The sequence below is a fragment of the Ruegeria sp. HKCCA5463 genome (assembly GCF_013034175.1).
Taxonomy (GTDB): domain Bacteria; phylum Pseudomonadota; class Alphaproteobacteria; order Rhodobacterales; family Rhodobacteraceae; genus Ruegeria.
The window spans coordinates 227,442-243,093 of the sequence record NZ_WQFL01000005.1 but is presented as its reverse complement, the minus strand read 5'-3'; the positions used below and the strand labels follow the sequence as shown (position 1 = coordinate 243,093).

General features: G+C 58.1%; 16 protein-coding genes. 13 read left to right on the top strand and 3 right to left on the bottom strand.

The genetic code is table 11. The features are described from left to right. The first annotated feature begins 9 nt into the window (after positions 1 to 9). On the top strand, positions 10 to 870 hold the full coding sequence (locus GOW09_RS12815; protein ID WP_152459035.1) for a D-amino-acid transaminase: 861 nt from the start codon (positions 10 to 12) through the stop codon (positions 868 to 870). Positions 871 to 1,069: 199 nt separating this feature from the next. Here the strand turns inward: GOW09_RS12815 and GOW09_RS12810 are convergent, their stop codons facing one another. Continuing rightward, positions 1,070 to 1,972: a LysR substrate-binding domain-containing protein gene (locus tag GOW09_RS12810; RefSeq protein WP_171118848.1), complete on the bottom strand. Its 903-nt coding sequence runs from the start codon at positions 1,970 to 1,972 to the stop codon at positions 1,070 to 1,072. A 172-nt stretch (positions 1,973 to 2,144) separates the two neighbouring features. Between GOW09_RS12810 and ugpB the strand changes: the two genes are divergently transcribed. The 7 genes from ugpB to rpsD all read left to right on the top strand — a co-directional run bounded on the left by ugpB (position 2,145) and on the right by rpsD (position 9,017). Then, positions 2,145 to 3,455: a sn-glycerol-3-phosphate ABC transporter substrate-binding protein UgpB gene (gene ugpB, locus GOW09_RS12805; protein WP_171118846.1), complete on the top strand. Its 1,311-nt coding sequence runs from the start codon at positions 2,145 to 2,147 to the stop codon at positions 3,453 to 3,455. Between the two features lie 61 nt (positions 3,456 to 3,516). Further along, positions 3,517 to 4,398, top strand: a complete 882-nt coding sequence (gene ugpA / locus GOW09_RS12800) for a sn-glycerol-3-phosphate ABC transporter permease UgpA (protein WP_152459032.1) — start codon at positions 3,517 to 3,519, stop codon at positions 4,396 to 4,398. 20 nt (positions 4,399 to 4,418) lie between these two features. Beyond that, a complete protein-coding gene (gene ugpE / locus GOW09_RS12795; RefSeq protein WP_152459916.1) occupies positions 4,419 to 5,255 on the top strand; it encodes a sn-glycerol-3-phosphate ABC transporter permease UgpE in 837 nt (278 codons plus the stop codon). 3 nt (positions 5,256 to 5,258) lie between these two features. Continuing rightward, positions 5,259 to 6,314, top strand: coding sequence for a sn-glycerol-3-phosphate ABC transporter ATP-binding protein UgpC (gene ugpC, locus GOW09_RS12790; protein WP_171118844.1), 1,056 nt, complete (start codon positions 5,259 to 5,261; stop codon positions 6,312 to 6,314). Then, positions 6,314 to 7,249: a glycerophosphodiester phosphodiesterase family protein gene (locus GOW09_RS12785; protein WP_253284202.1), complete on the top strand. Its 936-nt coding sequence runs from the start codon at positions 6,314 to 6,316 to the stop codon at positions 7,247 to 7,249. The genes ugpC and GOW09_RS12785 overlap by 1 nt, the downstream gene beginning before the upstream one ends. A gap of 370 nt (positions 7,250 to 7,619) precedes the next feature. Continuing rightward, positions 7,620 to 8,156 carry a hypothetical protein gene (locus GOW09_RS22340; RefSeq protein WP_217360274.1) on the top strand — a complete coding sequence of 179 codons (537 nt, stop codon included), beginning with the start codon at positions 7,620 to 7,622 and terminating at the stop codon, positions 8,154 to 8,156. Between the two features lie 240 nt (positions 8,157 to 8,396). Beyond that, positions 8,397 to 9,017: a 30S ribosomal protein S4 gene (rpsD, locus tag GOW09_RS12775; protein ID WP_152459028.1), complete on the top strand. Its 621-nt coding sequence runs from the start codon at positions 8,397 to 8,399 to the stop codon at positions 9,015 to 9,017. A gap of 132 nt (positions 9,018 to 9,149) precedes the next feature. Here the strand turns inward: rpsD and GOW09_RS12770 are convergent, their stop codons facing one another. Continuing rightward, a complete protein-coding gene (locus tag GOW09_RS12770) occupies positions 9,150 to 9,611 on the bottom strand; it encodes an Lrp/AsnC family transcriptional regulator (RefSeq protein ID WP_152459027.1) in 462 nt (153 codons plus the stop codon). A gap of 102 nt (positions 9,612 to 9,713) precedes the next feature. Between GOW09_RS12770 and GOW09_RS12765 the strand changes: the two genes are divergently transcribed. The 4 genes from GOW09_RS12765 to GOW09_RS12750 all read left to right on the top strand — a co-directional run bounded on the left by GOW09_RS12765 (position 9,714) and on the right by GOW09_RS12750 (position 14,026). After that, entirely contained in the window at positions 9,714 to 11,129 is a 1,416-nt protein-coding gene (locus GOW09_RS12765; protein ID WP_171118839.1) for an aminotransferase class V-fold PLP-dependent enzyme, read from the top strand. Positions 11,130 to 11,193: 64 nt separating this feature from the next. Further along, positions 11,194 to 12,279, top strand: a complete 1,086-nt coding sequence (hisC, locus tag GOW09_RS12760; RefSeq protein ID WP_171118837.1) for a histidinol-phosphate transaminase — start codon at positions 11,194 to 11,196, stop codon at positions 12,277 to 12,279. Next, a complete protein-coding gene (locus GOW09_RS12755) occupies positions 12,276 to 13,196 on the top strand; it encodes a prephenate/arogenate dehydrogenase family protein (protein WP_171118835.1) in 921 nt (306 codons plus the stop codon). Before hisC ends, GOW09_RS12755 begins: the two co-directional genes overlap by 4 nt. Then, positions 13,193 to 14,026 carry an extensin family protein gene (locus tag GOW09_RS12750; RefSeq protein ID WP_171118833.1) on the top strand — a complete coding sequence of 278 codons (834 nt, stop codon included), beginning with the start codon at positions 13,193 to 13,195 and terminating at the stop codon, positions 14,024 to 14,026. Before GOW09_RS12755 ends, GOW09_RS12750 begins: the two co-directional genes overlap by 4 nt. Here the strand turns inward: GOW09_RS12750 and GOW09_RS12745 are convergent. Then, entirely contained in the window at positions 14,023 to 15,021 is a 999-nt protein-coding gene (locus GOW09_RS12745) for a DUF2125 domain-containing protein (protein WP_171118830.1), read from the bottom strand. The genes GOW09_RS12750 and GOW09_RS12745 overlap by 4 nt on opposite strands. 66 nt (positions 15,022 to 15,087) lie before the next feature. Between GOW09_RS12745 and GOW09_RS12740 the strand changes: the two genes are divergently transcribed. Next, entirely contained in the window at positions 15,088 to 15,618 is a 531-nt protein-coding gene (locus GOW09_RS12740; protein WP_152459021.1) for a gamma-glutamylcyclotransferase, read from the top strand. Positions 15,619 to 15,652: the final 34 nt, after the last annotated feature.

Genomic DNA, 15,652 nt, shown 5'->3' with positions numbered 1-15,652 from the left:
GAGACAAACATGACCCGAACCGTTTATGTAAATGGCGAATACCTGCCCGAGACCGAGGCCAAGGTATCCATCTTTGACCGTGGCTTCCTGTTTGCAGACGCGGTTTACGAAGTGACCAGTGTACTGGATGGCAAGCTGATCGATTTCGAGGGCCACGCGGTGCGCCTGAAGCGGTCTCTGGACGAGCTGGAGATGGCCGAGCCCTGCACCAAGGAAGAGCTGCTGGAAATCCACCGCAAGCTGGTTGATCTGAACGGCATAGAAGAGGGCCTGGTCTACCTTCAGGTTTCGCGCGGCAGCGACGGTGACCGGGATTTTGTCTTCCCTTCGGCCGATACCAAGCCAAGCCTCGTTCTGTTCACCCAGAACAAGCCCGGGTTGGCTGACAGCCCGGCGGCACGGAAAGGTGCCAAGATCATCTCGATCGAGGACATCCGTTGGGGCCGCCGCGACATCAAAACCGTGCAACTGCTTTACCCTTCGATGGGCAAGATGATGGCCAAGAAAGCGGGCTGCGACGATGCATGGCTGGTCGAGGACGGCTTTGTGACCGAGGGCACCAGCAACAACGCCTATTTCGTCAAGAACGGCAAGATCGTGACCCGTCCGCTGTCCAACGACATCCTGCACGGGATCACTCGCAAGGCCGTGCTGCGCATGGCAGCCGAAGCACAGATGGAAGTTGAAGAGCGGCTGTTTACCATCGACGAAGCCAAAGAGGCTGATGAGGCGTTCACGACCTCGGCCAGTGCTTTCGTGATGCCGGTGGTGGAAATTGACGGAGTCACGCTGGGTGATGGTACACCCGGTCCGATTGCCAAACGCCTTCGTGAAATTTACCTGGATGAAAGCCGAAAGGCCGCGATCTGAAGAACCACCAAGTTGAACGGCGTCGCAGTAAATTGTTGCGGCGCCGTGCCAACATCAGCCGGGTCCCGGTGGCAGTGCAGGGAGTTTCGCTGTAGACCCCGCTGAGCACGAGCAGATCACATGCGACTTTCCACCGGGACACCGGTCTTGTTGTCGGATCAGTTCCTGCGGTGTCACAAGAACATGGTCGAATGCGGGGCTACCCGACCTTGAAAGGGCTCAGGCTTTCCTGAAACTGTTCGATGAATTCCAGCGTTACCAATGACGGTTGCTTCAGAATTGGACGCACCAACGAAAGGGTATGCGTCAAGGACGGCTTGAACGGCCGATAACTCAATCCCCTCGACGTGTATTGGACGGCATCCAGTTCGCTTACGACCGAGACTCCGACACCTTCCAGCGCCAATTCACATGCTGCCGTGAACTGCCTGACCTCGATATGCGAGTTCAATTCGACATTGGCATGTTGAAAAACTTTCGAAAGCCGCCCGAAAAAATCGCTGTCGCGTCGGGTGTGGATGATTTTTCTATGTGCGAGATCCGCCGGAGTAATTTCAGACAGGCCTTCCAGCTCGTGCCCGGTGGGGAACACGCACACCGTGCGAACGTCGATGTCCCTGCTTTCTACCGCCGGATGACCGTGAAAGCTGTCAGTGATTCCGAAATCATACTGCTCGCCGATCATCCATTCCAGAATGCGTTCAGGTCTGTCTGGTTCGATCGTCAGGGTGACACCGGGCCGATCCTTCAGGAAACCGGCGACGACTTTGGGCAAATGGCTGGTGGCAAATCCCGGCAGGCAAGCGACACGGATGTGCCCTGCTTTGCGTTGTGTGATATCCTGACTGACATCCGAAATTTGTCTCATCAATTCGAGAACGCGCTCGACGCTGGGCAAGAGATAGCGAACCTCCTGCGTTGGTACTAATCGGCCTTCCCGACGGTCAAAAAGCTGAAACCCGAGCGACTTTTCAAGATCGGACAGCAATCTGCTGACAGCCGGTTGGGTCACGCCCAGATCAGACGCAGCGGCCGTGACAGACCCATTGGTGGTCACGGCCATCAGGGCCTCCAACTGCCGAACTCTCAGAATTTGACTCATTGCTGATCCCGATCTGCTGCGCCATTTCATAACACTATGTTATTTTTTCACCAAGTAGATAGGCCTTGAATTATATTTTTGTGACGTTAACGTCGTGAAATCGTCATGTGTGCCGTTTACGCGTTGCGGTCGGTATTCAACGAAGCATCAACCCTGATGCATGGGAGGAATCATGAAAAAGAATCTGCTTGGCGCTCTTGCCATCACCACGGCCTTGTCCCCCTTGGCGGCAATGGCGCAAACCGAAGTCCAGTTCTGGCATGCCTTCACCGGTCGCCTAGGTGAACTCGTCAAAGGACAGGTTGAAGAATTCAACGCCAGTCAGGATGAGTTCGTCGTGGTCGAAAGCCACAAGGGCAACTACTCGGAAACCCTGAATGCCGGGATTGCAGCATTCCGGGCCGGTGAACAGCCACATATCCTGATGGTGTTCGAAGTCGGCACGGCGACAATGATGTCAGCCAAAGGGGCGATCAAACCGGTCTATGAAGTGATGGCCGAAAGCGGCGCGTCTTTTGATCCCGACGCGTATATTGGCGCCGTCAAAGGCTACTACACAACCACTGACGGAGAGATGCTGTCGCTTCCCTTCAACTCCTCGACGCCGGTCCTGTGGGTTAACCGCGATGCCATGCAAGCAGCAGGCGTTGATCCGGACACGGATCTGTCCACTTGGGAAAAAGTCGGCGAAGTGCTCGAGCAGCTGAAGGCAGGTGGCGAGGATTGCCCGCTGGTGACAGCATGGCAAAGCTGGATTCACCTTGAAAACCTTTCAGCCTATCACGACGTTCCCTTTGCCTCACGGGACAACGGATTTGCCGGTCTGGATACCGAGCTGCTGCTGAACGGTCCGGTGCAGGTAGCACATCTGACCGCGATGGGTGACTGGGCCAAGGACGGCAAGTTCATCTATACCGGCCGCAGAAACGAAGGTGGTGCGAACTTCCGGTCAGGCGAGTGCGCATTGTTCACCGAAAGTTCGGCCGGATACGCCGGCATCAAGGCAGAGGCCGAGTTCGATTTCGACGTGCGTCCGCTGCCCTATTGGGAATCCGTCACCAGTGAGCCGCAAAACACCATCATCGGTGGCGCGTCTCTTTGGGTAATGGAGGGTCATGAGCCCGAAGAGTACAAGGGCGTCGGAGAGTTCCTGAGCTTCCTGTCATCACCTGACGTACAAGCGGCCTGGCACCAGAACACCGGTTACCTTCCGATCACGACAGAAGCGGGTGAGGTTACGCGTGCCGCTGGTTTTTATGACGAAAACCCGGGTACCGACGTCGCAGTGATCCAGATGACCGCGAAAGAGCCGACCGCAAATTCGAAAGGATTGCGCTTGGGATCGTTCGACCAGATCCGGGGCATCATCGACGAAGAGCTTGAGGCGATCTGGTCCGCTGAGAAAACGGCTCAGGAAGCGATGGACAGCGCGAAGGAACGCGGTGATGCGTTGCTGCGCCGGTTCGAATCCGCCAATCAATAAGTCGTAACGTCATGCGGGCCTTTTCAGGGCCCGCATTTTCTTTCTTCGGTGGGTTTTCAGGATGGAAAAACGCGTCACCTTTCGCGGCTGGCTGTTGCCATTGGCGTTGATCGCCCCTCAGGTCATCATTTCCGCTGTTTTCTTTTTCTACCCCGCCGGTCAGGCCATATGGCAGTCGCTGTTCATACCTGACCCGTTCGGGCTGTCGTCCCAGTTCGTGGGGCTCGGCAATTTTGAATTCCTGCTGAGTGACAAGTTTTATCGCGCCTCTTTCGTGACGACGGCGGTGTTTTCCACGCTGGTCACGTTGTGCTCGATGATCCCTGCCTTGTTTCTTGCGGTCATTGCGGATCGATTGATCAAAGGGTCCGGGGTCTATCGGACGTTGCTGATCTGGCCCTACGCTGTTGCCCCTGCGGTTGCGGGCGTTCTGTGGCTGTTCATGTTCAACACGCGCGTCGGCGTCGTGTCATGGTATCTTGGTCAGCTCGGATATGACTGGAACCACGTTCTGAACGGCACCGAAGCCATGGGGCTGGTGGTCGTTGCTTCGGCCTGGGGGCGCATAAGCTATAACTTCCTGTTCTTTTTCGCTGCCCTGCAATCCGTTCCAAGATCCGTGATCGAGGCGGCGGCGATTGACGGCGCGCATTTCTGGCGCCGATTCTTCACGATCGTGCTGCCGCTGCTGTCGCCGACGGCGTTCTTCTTGCTGGTGGTGAACGTCGTTTACGCCTTCTTCGAAACCTTTGGCGTGATCCACACGATCACCGGCGGCGGGCCGCAACAGTCGACGACAATCCTTGTCTACAAGGTATTCTCGGACGGATTTGTGGGGCAGGACCTCGGCTCGTCTTCGGCGCAATCGGTCATCTTGCTGATCGTCGTGGGCCTGTTGACGGTCATCCAGTTCAAATACGTGGAAAAGAGGGTGCATTACTGATGGCGGCCCAACAACACGGAATGGTCGAAAAACGCGGCGCGGGCATCTGGTTGTCCCATGCCCTCATGATCCTCGGTGTCCTGATCATATTTTTCCCGATATGGCTTGCCTTCGTGGCTTCGACCGTGACCCAGGCCGAGATCGTCTCGCCACCGATGCCTGTCGTGCCCGGCGATCAGTTCTGGGTGAACTACAAGGCGGCGCTTTTCTCGGGGGTAAATGTGCCCGTTGCCACGATGCTGTTCAACAGTCTGGTGATGGCAATCGGAATTGCAGTCGGCAAAATCATCATCTCACTGCTGTCGGCTTTCGCGATCGTCTATTTCCGCTTTCCCGGACGAACGACGTTCTTCTGGCTGATCTTCCTGACGCTGATGCTGCCGGTCGAAGTCCGCATCGTTCCGACGTTCGAAGTTGTCGCTGGGTTCGGTATGCTCAACAGCTATTACGGGCTGATCTTTCCCCTGATCGCCTCGGCCACGGCAACCTTCCTGTTCCGTCAGTTCTTTCTGACCATCCCCGATGAGCTTGCCGAGGCAGCCCGGGTCGACGGCGCGCGACCGATGCGGTTTTTCATCGATATCGTCGTCCCCATGAGCCGGACCAACATCGCCGCACTGTTCGTGATCCTGTTCATCTATGGGTGGAACCAATATCTTTGGCCGCTGCTGATCACGACCGATCCCGAAATGAATACCATCGTGATGGGTATCAAGCAGATGTTCCCGTCCGGTGACGACTTTGCGCATTGGCCGACGATCATGGCGACGTCCATTCTGGCCATGATCCCGCCGGTCATCGTGGTGGTGTCGATGCAAAAGCTCTTTGTCCGTGGCCTTGTCGATAGCGAGAAGTAAGAAATGGCAACAGTTACTCTAGAGAATGTCAAAAAGAGCTTTGGCCCGACGGATGTGATCCACGGCGTTGATGTCGATATCGCCGATGGAGAGTTCATCGTGATCGTCGGCCCGTCAGGCTGCGGCAAGTCCACATTGTTGCGGATGGTGGCGGGGTTGGAAACGGTCACGTCCGGGGAGATCCGGATCGGCGGTGAACGCGCCAATGACAAAGAGCCCATGGATCGCGACATCGCCATGGTGTTCCAGAACTACGCGCTCTACCCACATATGTCAGTGCGTCAGAACATGGGGTATGGCCTCAAGATCGCGGGGCTGCCCAAGGCTCAGATCGATCAAAAGGTGACCCAGGCGGCTAAGCTGTTGCAGCTTGAACCTTTGCTGGATCGCAAACCCAGGCAGTTGTCCGGCGGTCAGCGCCAGAGGGTGGCGATGGGCCGGGCCATTGTCCGCGAGCCCGCCGTTTTCCTGTTTGACGAGCCGCTCTCGAACCTCGATGCCAAGCTTCGTGTTCAGATGCGTCTGGAAATACGCGAACTTCAGGAAAAACTTGGGATCACGTCACTTTACGTCACGCATGACCAGGTCGAAGCAATGACGATGGCGGACAGGATGATCGTGATGAACGGCGGCATCGCCGAACAGATCGGCACGCCGCTCGAGGTCTATGAAACTCCACAAACGCTGTTTGCCGCGCAATTCATCGGCAGCCCGGCAATGAACATATTCGAAGCGCGGCGCGAAAACGGGGCGGTCAAGATCGGAGAAATCGAAGTCGGCCCCTCAGGGGGTCCGGACTGCGCCGTGAAGCTTGGCATAAGACCAGAGCATCTGTTGTCGGATGACAATGGCCCGCTTGGAGCCGCGATTCAGATGGCTGAACCGCTTGGGGCCAACACGTTGCTGCACGGTCACCTGTCGGGCTCTGAAAGCGCGATCACGGCAAGCCTTCCCGGTGTCCACCCGATCGAAGGACGCCATCCGATTATGCGGTTCTCGGTGGCACCGGAGAACATGCATTTGTTCGACCACGCGACAGGCCAAAGGCTGGAAGGCTGATGGCGTTTCAACAGGTTGAGGCCTTTCGCGGCGGGGAGAACCTGATCCGGGTCGTGGGGCATCGTGGGGCACGGGGCGTGTTGCCTGAAAACAGCTTGATCGGCTTCGACTTTTCACTTTCCATTGGCGTCCCGCTTCTTGAATTTGACGTTGTCCTGACAGCCGATGATGTGCCGGTCATTACGCACAATCATCGCCTGCATTCGGCCAGTTTCCGCGATGGCAATGGCCTGTTTCTGACCGGGGAAGAGCCGAAAGTATCCTCGCTGACTTACGAACAGATCCGACAATTTGATATCGGGCGTCTGGACGGCCATTCCGCCTATGGCCAACGTTTCCCGGATCAGGCGCAAATAGACGATGTTCGTGTTCCAAGCCTGTTGGATCTGCTCGATCTGGTCGATGACCCGAAAAACGGTGATGCCCATCTGATGCTCGAGCTGAAGTCGGACCCCGACCTGGCCCATGATGCGCTTTACCGAGAGAACTTTGTCCGCAGAGTACTTCGGGATGTTCGCGGCAAGGGTTTATCTTCGCGTGCGGTGCTTCACAGTTTTGATTGGAACCTGTTGTCGGAGTGTCAGAGGCAAGCCCCGGATATGCCTTCATCCTACCTGACGCAACTTCCGGACAATGCCGACGATGTTGGCGAGGATTCCTCAAAATCCGTTTGCCCGGACTTTCGTGGCCGTCGCGACGAAATTCCAAACTTGGTAAAGCAGGCCGGCGGTTCGCTTTGGTGCCCGTACTTTGCGGATGTAACGCCCGAAAACGTCACGCGCGCAAAAGAACTGGGCCTGTGCGTCGTCGTGTGGACAGTCAACGAACACGAAGATATCGGCAGGATGATCGATCTGGGCGTGGACGCAATCGTATCCGACTATCCCGGGCGGGTTCAAAGACAACTGTCGGAGTCAGGCTTCCGTTGGCAGTAGCGCACCGGTGATCCCGGCACCCCGAGGGTGACGTGGATGAATTTCTTGCGCCATTTGAAATTTGCCTCAAAAAAGGCCCTTCAGCCCGTTGACGCTCAGGACCCGCGTGTTTTTGCGGCCTGATTTGATGAGAGCCTTTGCTCAGTAAACCGTTCTTGGGCGCGCGGCTGACGGAAATCCGGAACACTGCCCCCGTTGCTCTGAGCGTTGTACCCGCAGTTGTCGGGACAGCGTTCCACACGTTCTCCGATGAACTGGAATTGATATCTGGCATCGGTTTCGGCCATCGCTGACCACAACCGTCATCGACGGGCCGTCACCCCTGACGGATGGCGCCAAATATTGAGTCACATTAACAACAATCTTGTGATTGCTGCAGTTCTGTCTCTTTTCCGCCGGAATTTGTGCTGATAAGGATAAAATTAAGTGTTGGGGTGTTGTAAGTGCGAGTGGGCAGATGAGAGCCGGAACAAACGGTCAAATAGCTATTTCCTGGTGTCAGACGGAAATTGACGGGCTTGAAGATGCTCCTCTTTCCTGTTTGGCGATCGGATCGGCATGGTCATGGCGTGGTCAAGCAATCGTCATGAGCGAGGCTGCCGAGCAAAGCATCGGAAAAATAGGAAATGTCGGGGGCGCTGCCAGCCAGGTGAACAGCCACTTTCCAATTGTCCGTGACATTCCAGGCCACGTGGCCGGAACCCTTACCCTTACCAATGGTGCGCAGAAGTTCTCTGCCAAGCTTGTTGCCGATGGCAACGATACGTCGCGGGCTCTCGTGTTCGAAGGCGCTTGCCCGCCACGGGATGAAGAGTTCTGGATTGTCGAAGTGACCGAGCTTGCGATGATCCCAAACCCCGCCGCGAAAAGCGGCGCGACGGTAGTTTCTTTCCCGGCCTCAAACTAGGATTTCAAGGCGCCGCCAGACGGTTTCGGCGCGCTGCCGGGTCCGCTGGCTGTCTGCCCTGATCGTTTTTCTGAACTTTGCGGAATGCTGTGTTGACTCCGCCAGCATTGCGGATATAAGCGCGGCTTCATTGGTGTTGGTGGCCCCCGCAAGGGGATGCCTGTCATGGGGGAGACCTCAAGAGGACAACGCCCTTCATAGTGGCCCGTCAGGGCTTCGACCTAACGAAGGAGATCAGCCGTGACCAAACGCACGTCTGCCAAGTACAAAATCGACCGCCGGATGGGCGAAAACATCTGGGGTCGTCCGAAATCCCCGGTCAACCGTCGTGAATATGGCCCCGGCCAGCACGGCCAGCGCCGCAAGGGCAAACTGTCGGACTTCGGTCTGCAACTGCGTGCCAAGCAGAAGCTGAAAGGCTATTACGGCGACCTGACCGAGAAGCAGTTCCGCCGCATCTACGCCGAAGCCGAGCGTGTGAAGGGCGACACCGGTGAGAACCTGATCGGCCTGCTGGAGCGCCGCCTGGACGCTGTGGTCTACCGCGCCAAGTTTGTCGCAACTGTTTTTGCCGCACGCCAGTTCGTGAACCACGGCCACGTCAAAGTGAACGGCAAGCGTGTCAACATCCCGTCCTACCGCGTCAAAGAGGGTGACGTGATCGAGGTGCGTGACAAATCCAAACAACTGGCAGTAGTCTTGGAAGCCGTTGCGCTGGCCGAGCGTGACGTTCCTGACTACATCGACGCCGACCACTCGAAAATGACCGCGACGTTCGTGCGCGCGCCGGGCCTCAGCGATGTGCCTTACCCGGTCGTCATGGAACCGAACCTGGTCGTCGAATTCTACGCGAAGAACTGATCTTCGCCGCAATCGAATTCTGAAAGGCCGCGCTTTTGGCGCGGTCTTTTTTTATGGTTTGTCCATGGCGAAGCCGTCATCGCGACATTGCCCGCGACTCCTTAGGGTGTTTTTGGGCAAATGAAGTGCGTGTCAGATCGGCAGTGGCCTGCCTTCGGCGATCGCTTCCATCGCGAAATACGAGGTCACGCTGTCCAGCTCGACCTTTTCGATCAATCGTTGATAGACCTTGTCATATGACGACATGTCCTGCGTTACGACTTTCAGCTGATAGTCGTAGTCCCCTCCGATCCGATGAAAATCCACGACTTCCGGGATTGTCAGAACATGGCTCCGAAACGCCTGAAGCCACTGGGCAGAGTGGTGTCGGGTGCGGAGCATGACGAAGACCACAAGGCTCAACCCCAGTTCCTCTCGTGCGATGCGGGCCGTGGATCCGATCAGCACACCGTTTTCGTTCAGGGCCTTCAAGCGCCGCCAGCAGGCATTCTGGGACAGGCCAACCCGATCCGCCAATTCCCGCTGTGACAGGGTGGCGTCCTTTTGCAGCTCTTTCAGAATGCGTGTATCAATTTGATCTATTTTTGATGTCATAACTGATCATATGACACAAATTTTTTAAAATCCACGCAAAGATATGTGAAGTTTCCTCGGGCCAGAAATATCACATTGGTATGGCAGTAAGGAGCCAATGTCATGACCCTGTCCAAATTTCGTGCGGAACTCTGTTCCACCGCTCACAATTCAAATCTGCGCGATGGGCTGATCGGCGAGAACGTTCTGATCCCGGGTCTGCTTGGAGACGTGCCGCTTGTCTATGCGGATTACGTCGCTTCGGGCCGCGCGTTGCGGCAGGTCGAGGATTTTGTGGCGCAGGACGTATTGCCGTTTTACGCAAACAGTCACACCGAGGCCTCCTACTGTGGGTCCTACATGACACGTCTGCGCCGCGAAGCGCGGGCGGAAATAGCCCGCATTGTTGGTGCTCGGGAAGAGGACGCGGTGATCTTTACCGGGTCCGGCGCCACTGCGGGGCTCAATCGGTTGGTCAGCCTGCTAGGGGTGGCAGAGGCTGACCAGCCGATTGTCTTGATCGGCCCGTACGAGCATCACTCAAACATTCTGCCGTGGCGCGAAAGCAAGGCACGTGTCATCGAAATCCCCGAAGCCGAGGGCGGTGGTGTGGACCTGCATGCGCTGAAAGCCGCGCTGGAGGCCCATCTGGATGCCGATTTGGTGGTCGGATCGTTTTCTGCCGCGTCCAATGTAACGGGCATTGTCACCGATCCTGATCCGGTCACGCGGATGCTCAAGGCGTATGGTGCCTTGGCCGTTTGGGACTATGCCGGTGGTGGGCCCTACCTGCCGATGGACATGGGGCCCGAAGGGGCCCGAAAGGATGCGATCGTGGTTTCGCCGCACAAGTTTCCCGGTGGCCCGGGCGCGTCGGGCGTTTTGGTTGTGAACCAATCAGCCGTGAAACGGACCTGCCCCAGCTGGCCCGGCGGCGGAACCGTAAGTTTCGTTTCACCGTGGCGGCATGACTACAGCACCGATCTGTCCACCCGGGAAGAGGCCGGGACGCCCAACGTGATCGGAGACATTCGTGCGGCGCTGGCCTTCATCGTCAAGGATGTCGTCGGAACGGACGAAATCGCCCGGCGTGAGGCGCAGTACAATCAAATGGCTCTGGACGGCTGGAAAAACAACCCGAACCTGACCCTGCTTGGGGTCGAGAAAGCGCACCGTCTGCCGATCTTTTCCTTCCTGGTGCGCGACACTGCGGGCCAGCCCGTGCATCAGCAGCTATTCACGCGGATGCTCAGCGATATATACGGCATTCAGGCGCGGGGCGGCTGTGCCTGTGCCGGACCCTACGCCCACCGCTTGCTGGGGATCGATCAGGCAACGTCAGAGGCGCTGCACGCTGCCTTGTCCGCAGGGGAAGAAATGAAAAAACCCGGCTGGGTGCGTCTGAATTTCTCATATCTGATGAGCGAAGAGACGGTTCAGTTCATCATCGACAGCGTCAATGACCTGTCGCACCGGACCGAAGAATTCACGCCTTACTACAACGCTGACCCGGCAACAGCGCGCTTCAAGGCCGCATGAGGGAATTGCCGCTTTTCTCAACCCTTTGAGACAGGTATGAGAGGCCCATTCAACGGAGCCTCTCATGACCAAGATCACCCCACAACCCGGCATTATGGACATCGCGCTGTATCAGGGCGGCCAGTCGCATGTGGCGGGAGTGGAGCATGTGATCAAGCTGAGCTCGAACGAGAACCCGTTTGGACCCAGTCCCAAGGCCATAGAGGCGGTGCGCGATAGCGCGGCCACTCTGCATCGTTATCCCAGCACCGACCACGCGAGCCTGCGCGCGGCCATCGGCGCACGCCATGGGCTGGACCCAGCGCGGATCATCTGCGGTGTCGGCAGCGACGAGGTATTGCAACTCGTCGCCCAGGCCTACGCGGGGCCGGGGGACGAGGTGATCTATACCGAGCACGGGTTTTCCATGTACCCGATCATCGCCCGCATGGCCGGCGCGACGCCGGTCATGGTGGCCGAACGTGACCGCAAGGTGGATGTGGATGCCATTCTCGCTGCGGTGACGGGGCAGACGCGGATCGTGTTTGTCACCAACCCCGGGAATCCAACTTCGACCATGATCCCGAACGACGAACTGGAACGTCTGGCGTTGGGTCTGCCCGACGCCTGCCTGATGGTTCTTGATGGCGCTTATGCGGAGTTTGTCGATGGGTTCGATGGCGGGGCGTCGCTGGTTGACGCCCATGAGAATGTAATCATGACGCGCACCTTCTCAAAGGTGTACGGGCTGGGCGGAATGCGTGTCGGATGGGGCTATGCGCACCGCCCGATCATCGACGTGCTGAACCGGGTGCGCCAGCCCTTCAACCTGTCAATGACCGCATTGGCGGCGGCTGAAGCTGCGGTAAACGATGTGGAATTCCTGACCTTCTGTCAGGCCGAAAACGCGCGCCTTCGTGTGTGGCTGGCCGATCAATTGGCCAAGACAGGCGTGCCGTCGGACCCGTCCTGCACCAACTTCATCCTAGCGCGTTTCGCCGATCAGGCCGAGGCCGAGGCTTGCGATGACTACCTGAAAACGCAGGGTTTGATTGTCCGCCGGGTTGCAGGCTACAACCTGCCGAACGCCTTGCGGATCACCGTGGGCGACGAAGAAGCCTGCCGCCGTGTGGTTGCGGCGATCACTGCATTCAAAGAGGGCGCAGCATGAGCCAGATTTACGACCGCGTTGCGCTGATCGGGCTGGGCCTGATTGCTTCGTCCATGTTCTGGGCGATGAAACGTGCAGGGCTGGCCGGGGAAGTGACGGGTTATGCCCGGTCTGAAAAGTCCCGTGAAACCGCGCGCAGGATCGGATTGTGTGACCGTGTTTGCGACACGGCACGCGAGGCGGCCGAAGGCGCCGATCTTGTCGTGCTCTGCGTGCCTGTGGGGGCTATGGGCGCAGTTGCAGAAGAAATTGCATCCGTGCTGAAACCCGGTGCCACCGTTTCGGATGTGGGTTCGGTCAAGCGGGGCGTCATTCGGGCGGTGCAACCGCATATCCCCGACGGTGTGCATTTCGTCCCCGCGCATCCTTTGGCAGGGACCGAGCATTCCGGCCCTGAATCCGGGTTTGCCGAACTCTTTGACAATCGCTGGTGCCTGTTGGTCCCGGTCGAGGGTTCGGACCCGGATGCCATTGCCCGCCTGCGCGCGCTTTGGGAGGGTATGGGGTCGAATGTCGATGAGATGGATGCGGATCATCACGATCTGGTCCTCGCCGTAACGTCCCATGCGCCGCACCTGATTGCCTACACGATGGTTGGCGTGGCCGACGATCTGCGACGGGTAACCGACAGCGAAGTCATCAAATATTCGGCCGCCGGCTTCCGCGACTTCACCCGGATTGCCGCGTCCGACCCGACCATGTGGCGGGATGTGTTCCTGTCCAACAAGGATGCGACGCTGGAAATCCTGGGCCGGTTCACCGAAGAGCTTTTTGCCCTGCAACGCGCCATACGCACCGGCGACGGCGATCATTTGTTTGACTACTTCACCCGCACCCGTGCTATTCGTCGCGGCATCATCGATGCCGGGCAGGATACGGATGCGCCGGACTTTGGGCGGGGAAAGGCAAGTTCATGAAACTGCGCTGGGGGCATATTCTGATCGGGGTCGTGGCTTTGAGCGCCGCGCCGGTTCAGGCCGCGCCCCTTGACCAGTCTTTGGTGCCCCTCATGCGCCCTTTGACTGTTCAGCAGGCTGTCAGCGCGCCTGCCCCTTCTGACATTGCCAACCTGCGTCCGGTTTCGCGTCCGGTTTCGCCGCAAGTCACGGCTGCGGCGGCGCGCCCGTCGGAGCTGCCACTTCTGGGGCCGGACACGTCTTTGATGCCTTATTTGCGGCCCGAGTCTGTCGAACAGCAGGTGTTGTTCAAAAGGCGCAAGCTGCGCAAAGGGTCTGTTTGCGGGGATATTGCCATTCAAGGCAAACCTGTTGGCCGTGTGGGCAGCAAGAATTCAGCCTGCGGTGTCAAGGATGCGGTGCAGATCACCTCGGTTTCGGGTGTGATGCTCAGCCGCCCCTCGACGATGGATTGCGGCACCGCCATTGCGTTGAACAAGTGGGTCGATAAGACCGTCAAACCCACCTTCAAACGCCGCGGGCCCGTGGTCGAGCTGCAAATCGCCGCCCATTATGCCTGCCGAACCCGCAACAACCGTAAAGGCGCGCGGATATCCGAACATGGCAAGGGTCGTGCGATCGATATCTCAGGTTTCAAAATGGCTGACGGTGAGGTGGTGACCGTCCTGAACGGGTGGCGCAAGAACCCGTCTCAGAAACAGCTCAAGAAGATCTGGCGCGGGGCGTGCGGCCCGTTTGGCACCGTGCTGGGGCCGAATTCCGATCGCTATCACAAGGATCATTTCCACCTTGATACGGCCCGCTATCGCAGCGGACCCTACTGCCGTTAACGCAGGATCAGGCGCGGGGCAGGGCCCAAAGGCAGCGGCCCGAGCGCCACGAAACCATCGCGGAAATTCAGTTGCAGATCCAGCGCGTTGGGGTTTCCGCCCAGCCCTGCCAGAAAGTTCAGCCCTCGGGTGACGGGATCTACGGCCTGATCGGGCAGGGCACCCGCCGCGTTTGCCATTGCGATCATATCCCGCCAGTTTTCGGCTTTGACGGCAATCTCTCCAGTCGGGATACCTTGGGCGTCCACATCCAGATCGCCTGTCGCGAACAGGCGCAGCTCACCCCATTTGATCTCGGCCAGACGCAAATCGATGGCCACGGGCTGCGGACGGCTGTCTTCGAGGGCGGACCGGCTCCAAACCTTGTCGAAAGTGGTGACCATATCCAGTTCCAGCGTCTCAAAGCTCTGCGGTAACGAACTTGCGGAATGCATCAGGGCCCGCAGTTTTTCCCCCGGTGTAAACCCATCCGCGCGGGCCGTGATGGAATAGGCTTCTGAAATTGGCGTTTGTTCCATGATCAGGCTCAGCGTGTCGCCCGAGGCCAGCTTGGTGGAGTTTTCCGTCACCGACCAGGCTCCGGCCGTCAAAGCCATTTTCTCCAGCACGAGCGAGACGCCGGGCTGCAATTGCAGCTCGGCAAGCAATTCGTCGGCCACAATTGTTGATGTCTGGTCGAAATATGACAGGCGTTGCGGTGTGTCCGCGAACCGCAATATCTGACGACCGGGCCAGATGGCGGGGCTTTTGAATTCGATCCAATCCGCGCTCCATGCCGTGCCGTTCACCGGATCCGCCAGCGCCGGATTGTTCAGACGGGTCATGTGGTGGGTCGGATAGCCCGCTGTCGCGACATTCGAGAAATCCGCTTGCCAGCCGCGCGCCTCCTGCTGTTCGAACCAGCCAGTGATCGCAGAGCGCAGGCCATATCCGGCCACGAACCAATAGGCGCTCCATGCCAGGGAAACAAAAATCAACACTCGTATCAGACGCATTCGAAAGGCCCTTTTTCCCGCCTTGGAATTGATGTTTATAGGCCGAAACAGGCAAGGACCAGTGCAATGACGATGTGGGTATTCGGATATGGATCGCTGCTGTGGAATCCGGGCTTTCCGGTGGCACGCAGTGAACGCGCGACACTTCATGGTTATTCCCGGTCCTTCTGCATGAGCTCGATCCACCATCGCGGGACCGAAGAAAAACCCGGCCTGGTGCTGGCACTGGACGAACAGGAGAACGCAAGTTGCACCGGTTTGGCCCTTGCGGTCGAGGCGGGTCACGAAGACCGTACGCTGCACGAGCTGCGCGAGCGCGAGCTGATTTCCTCGGCCTATGTTGAACGTATGCTGGATGTGCACCTGGAAAACGGCGAAATCGTCAATGCCGTTACCTATGTGATCGATGCCGACCACGTCCAGTATTGCGGCGGGATGCCGTTGGAGGAACAGGCCCGGATCATCGCCCATGCGGTTGGCGGGCGCGGTCCGAATGACGAATATCTTTACAACACCGTAGAACATCTGGCCGAGATCGGGCTGCGTGACCATGATCTTGAGTGGTTGGCGCAACGGGTGCGCGACATCACCGCATAAACTCTTGGCGTCACGCGCGGAATCCCGCTAGATT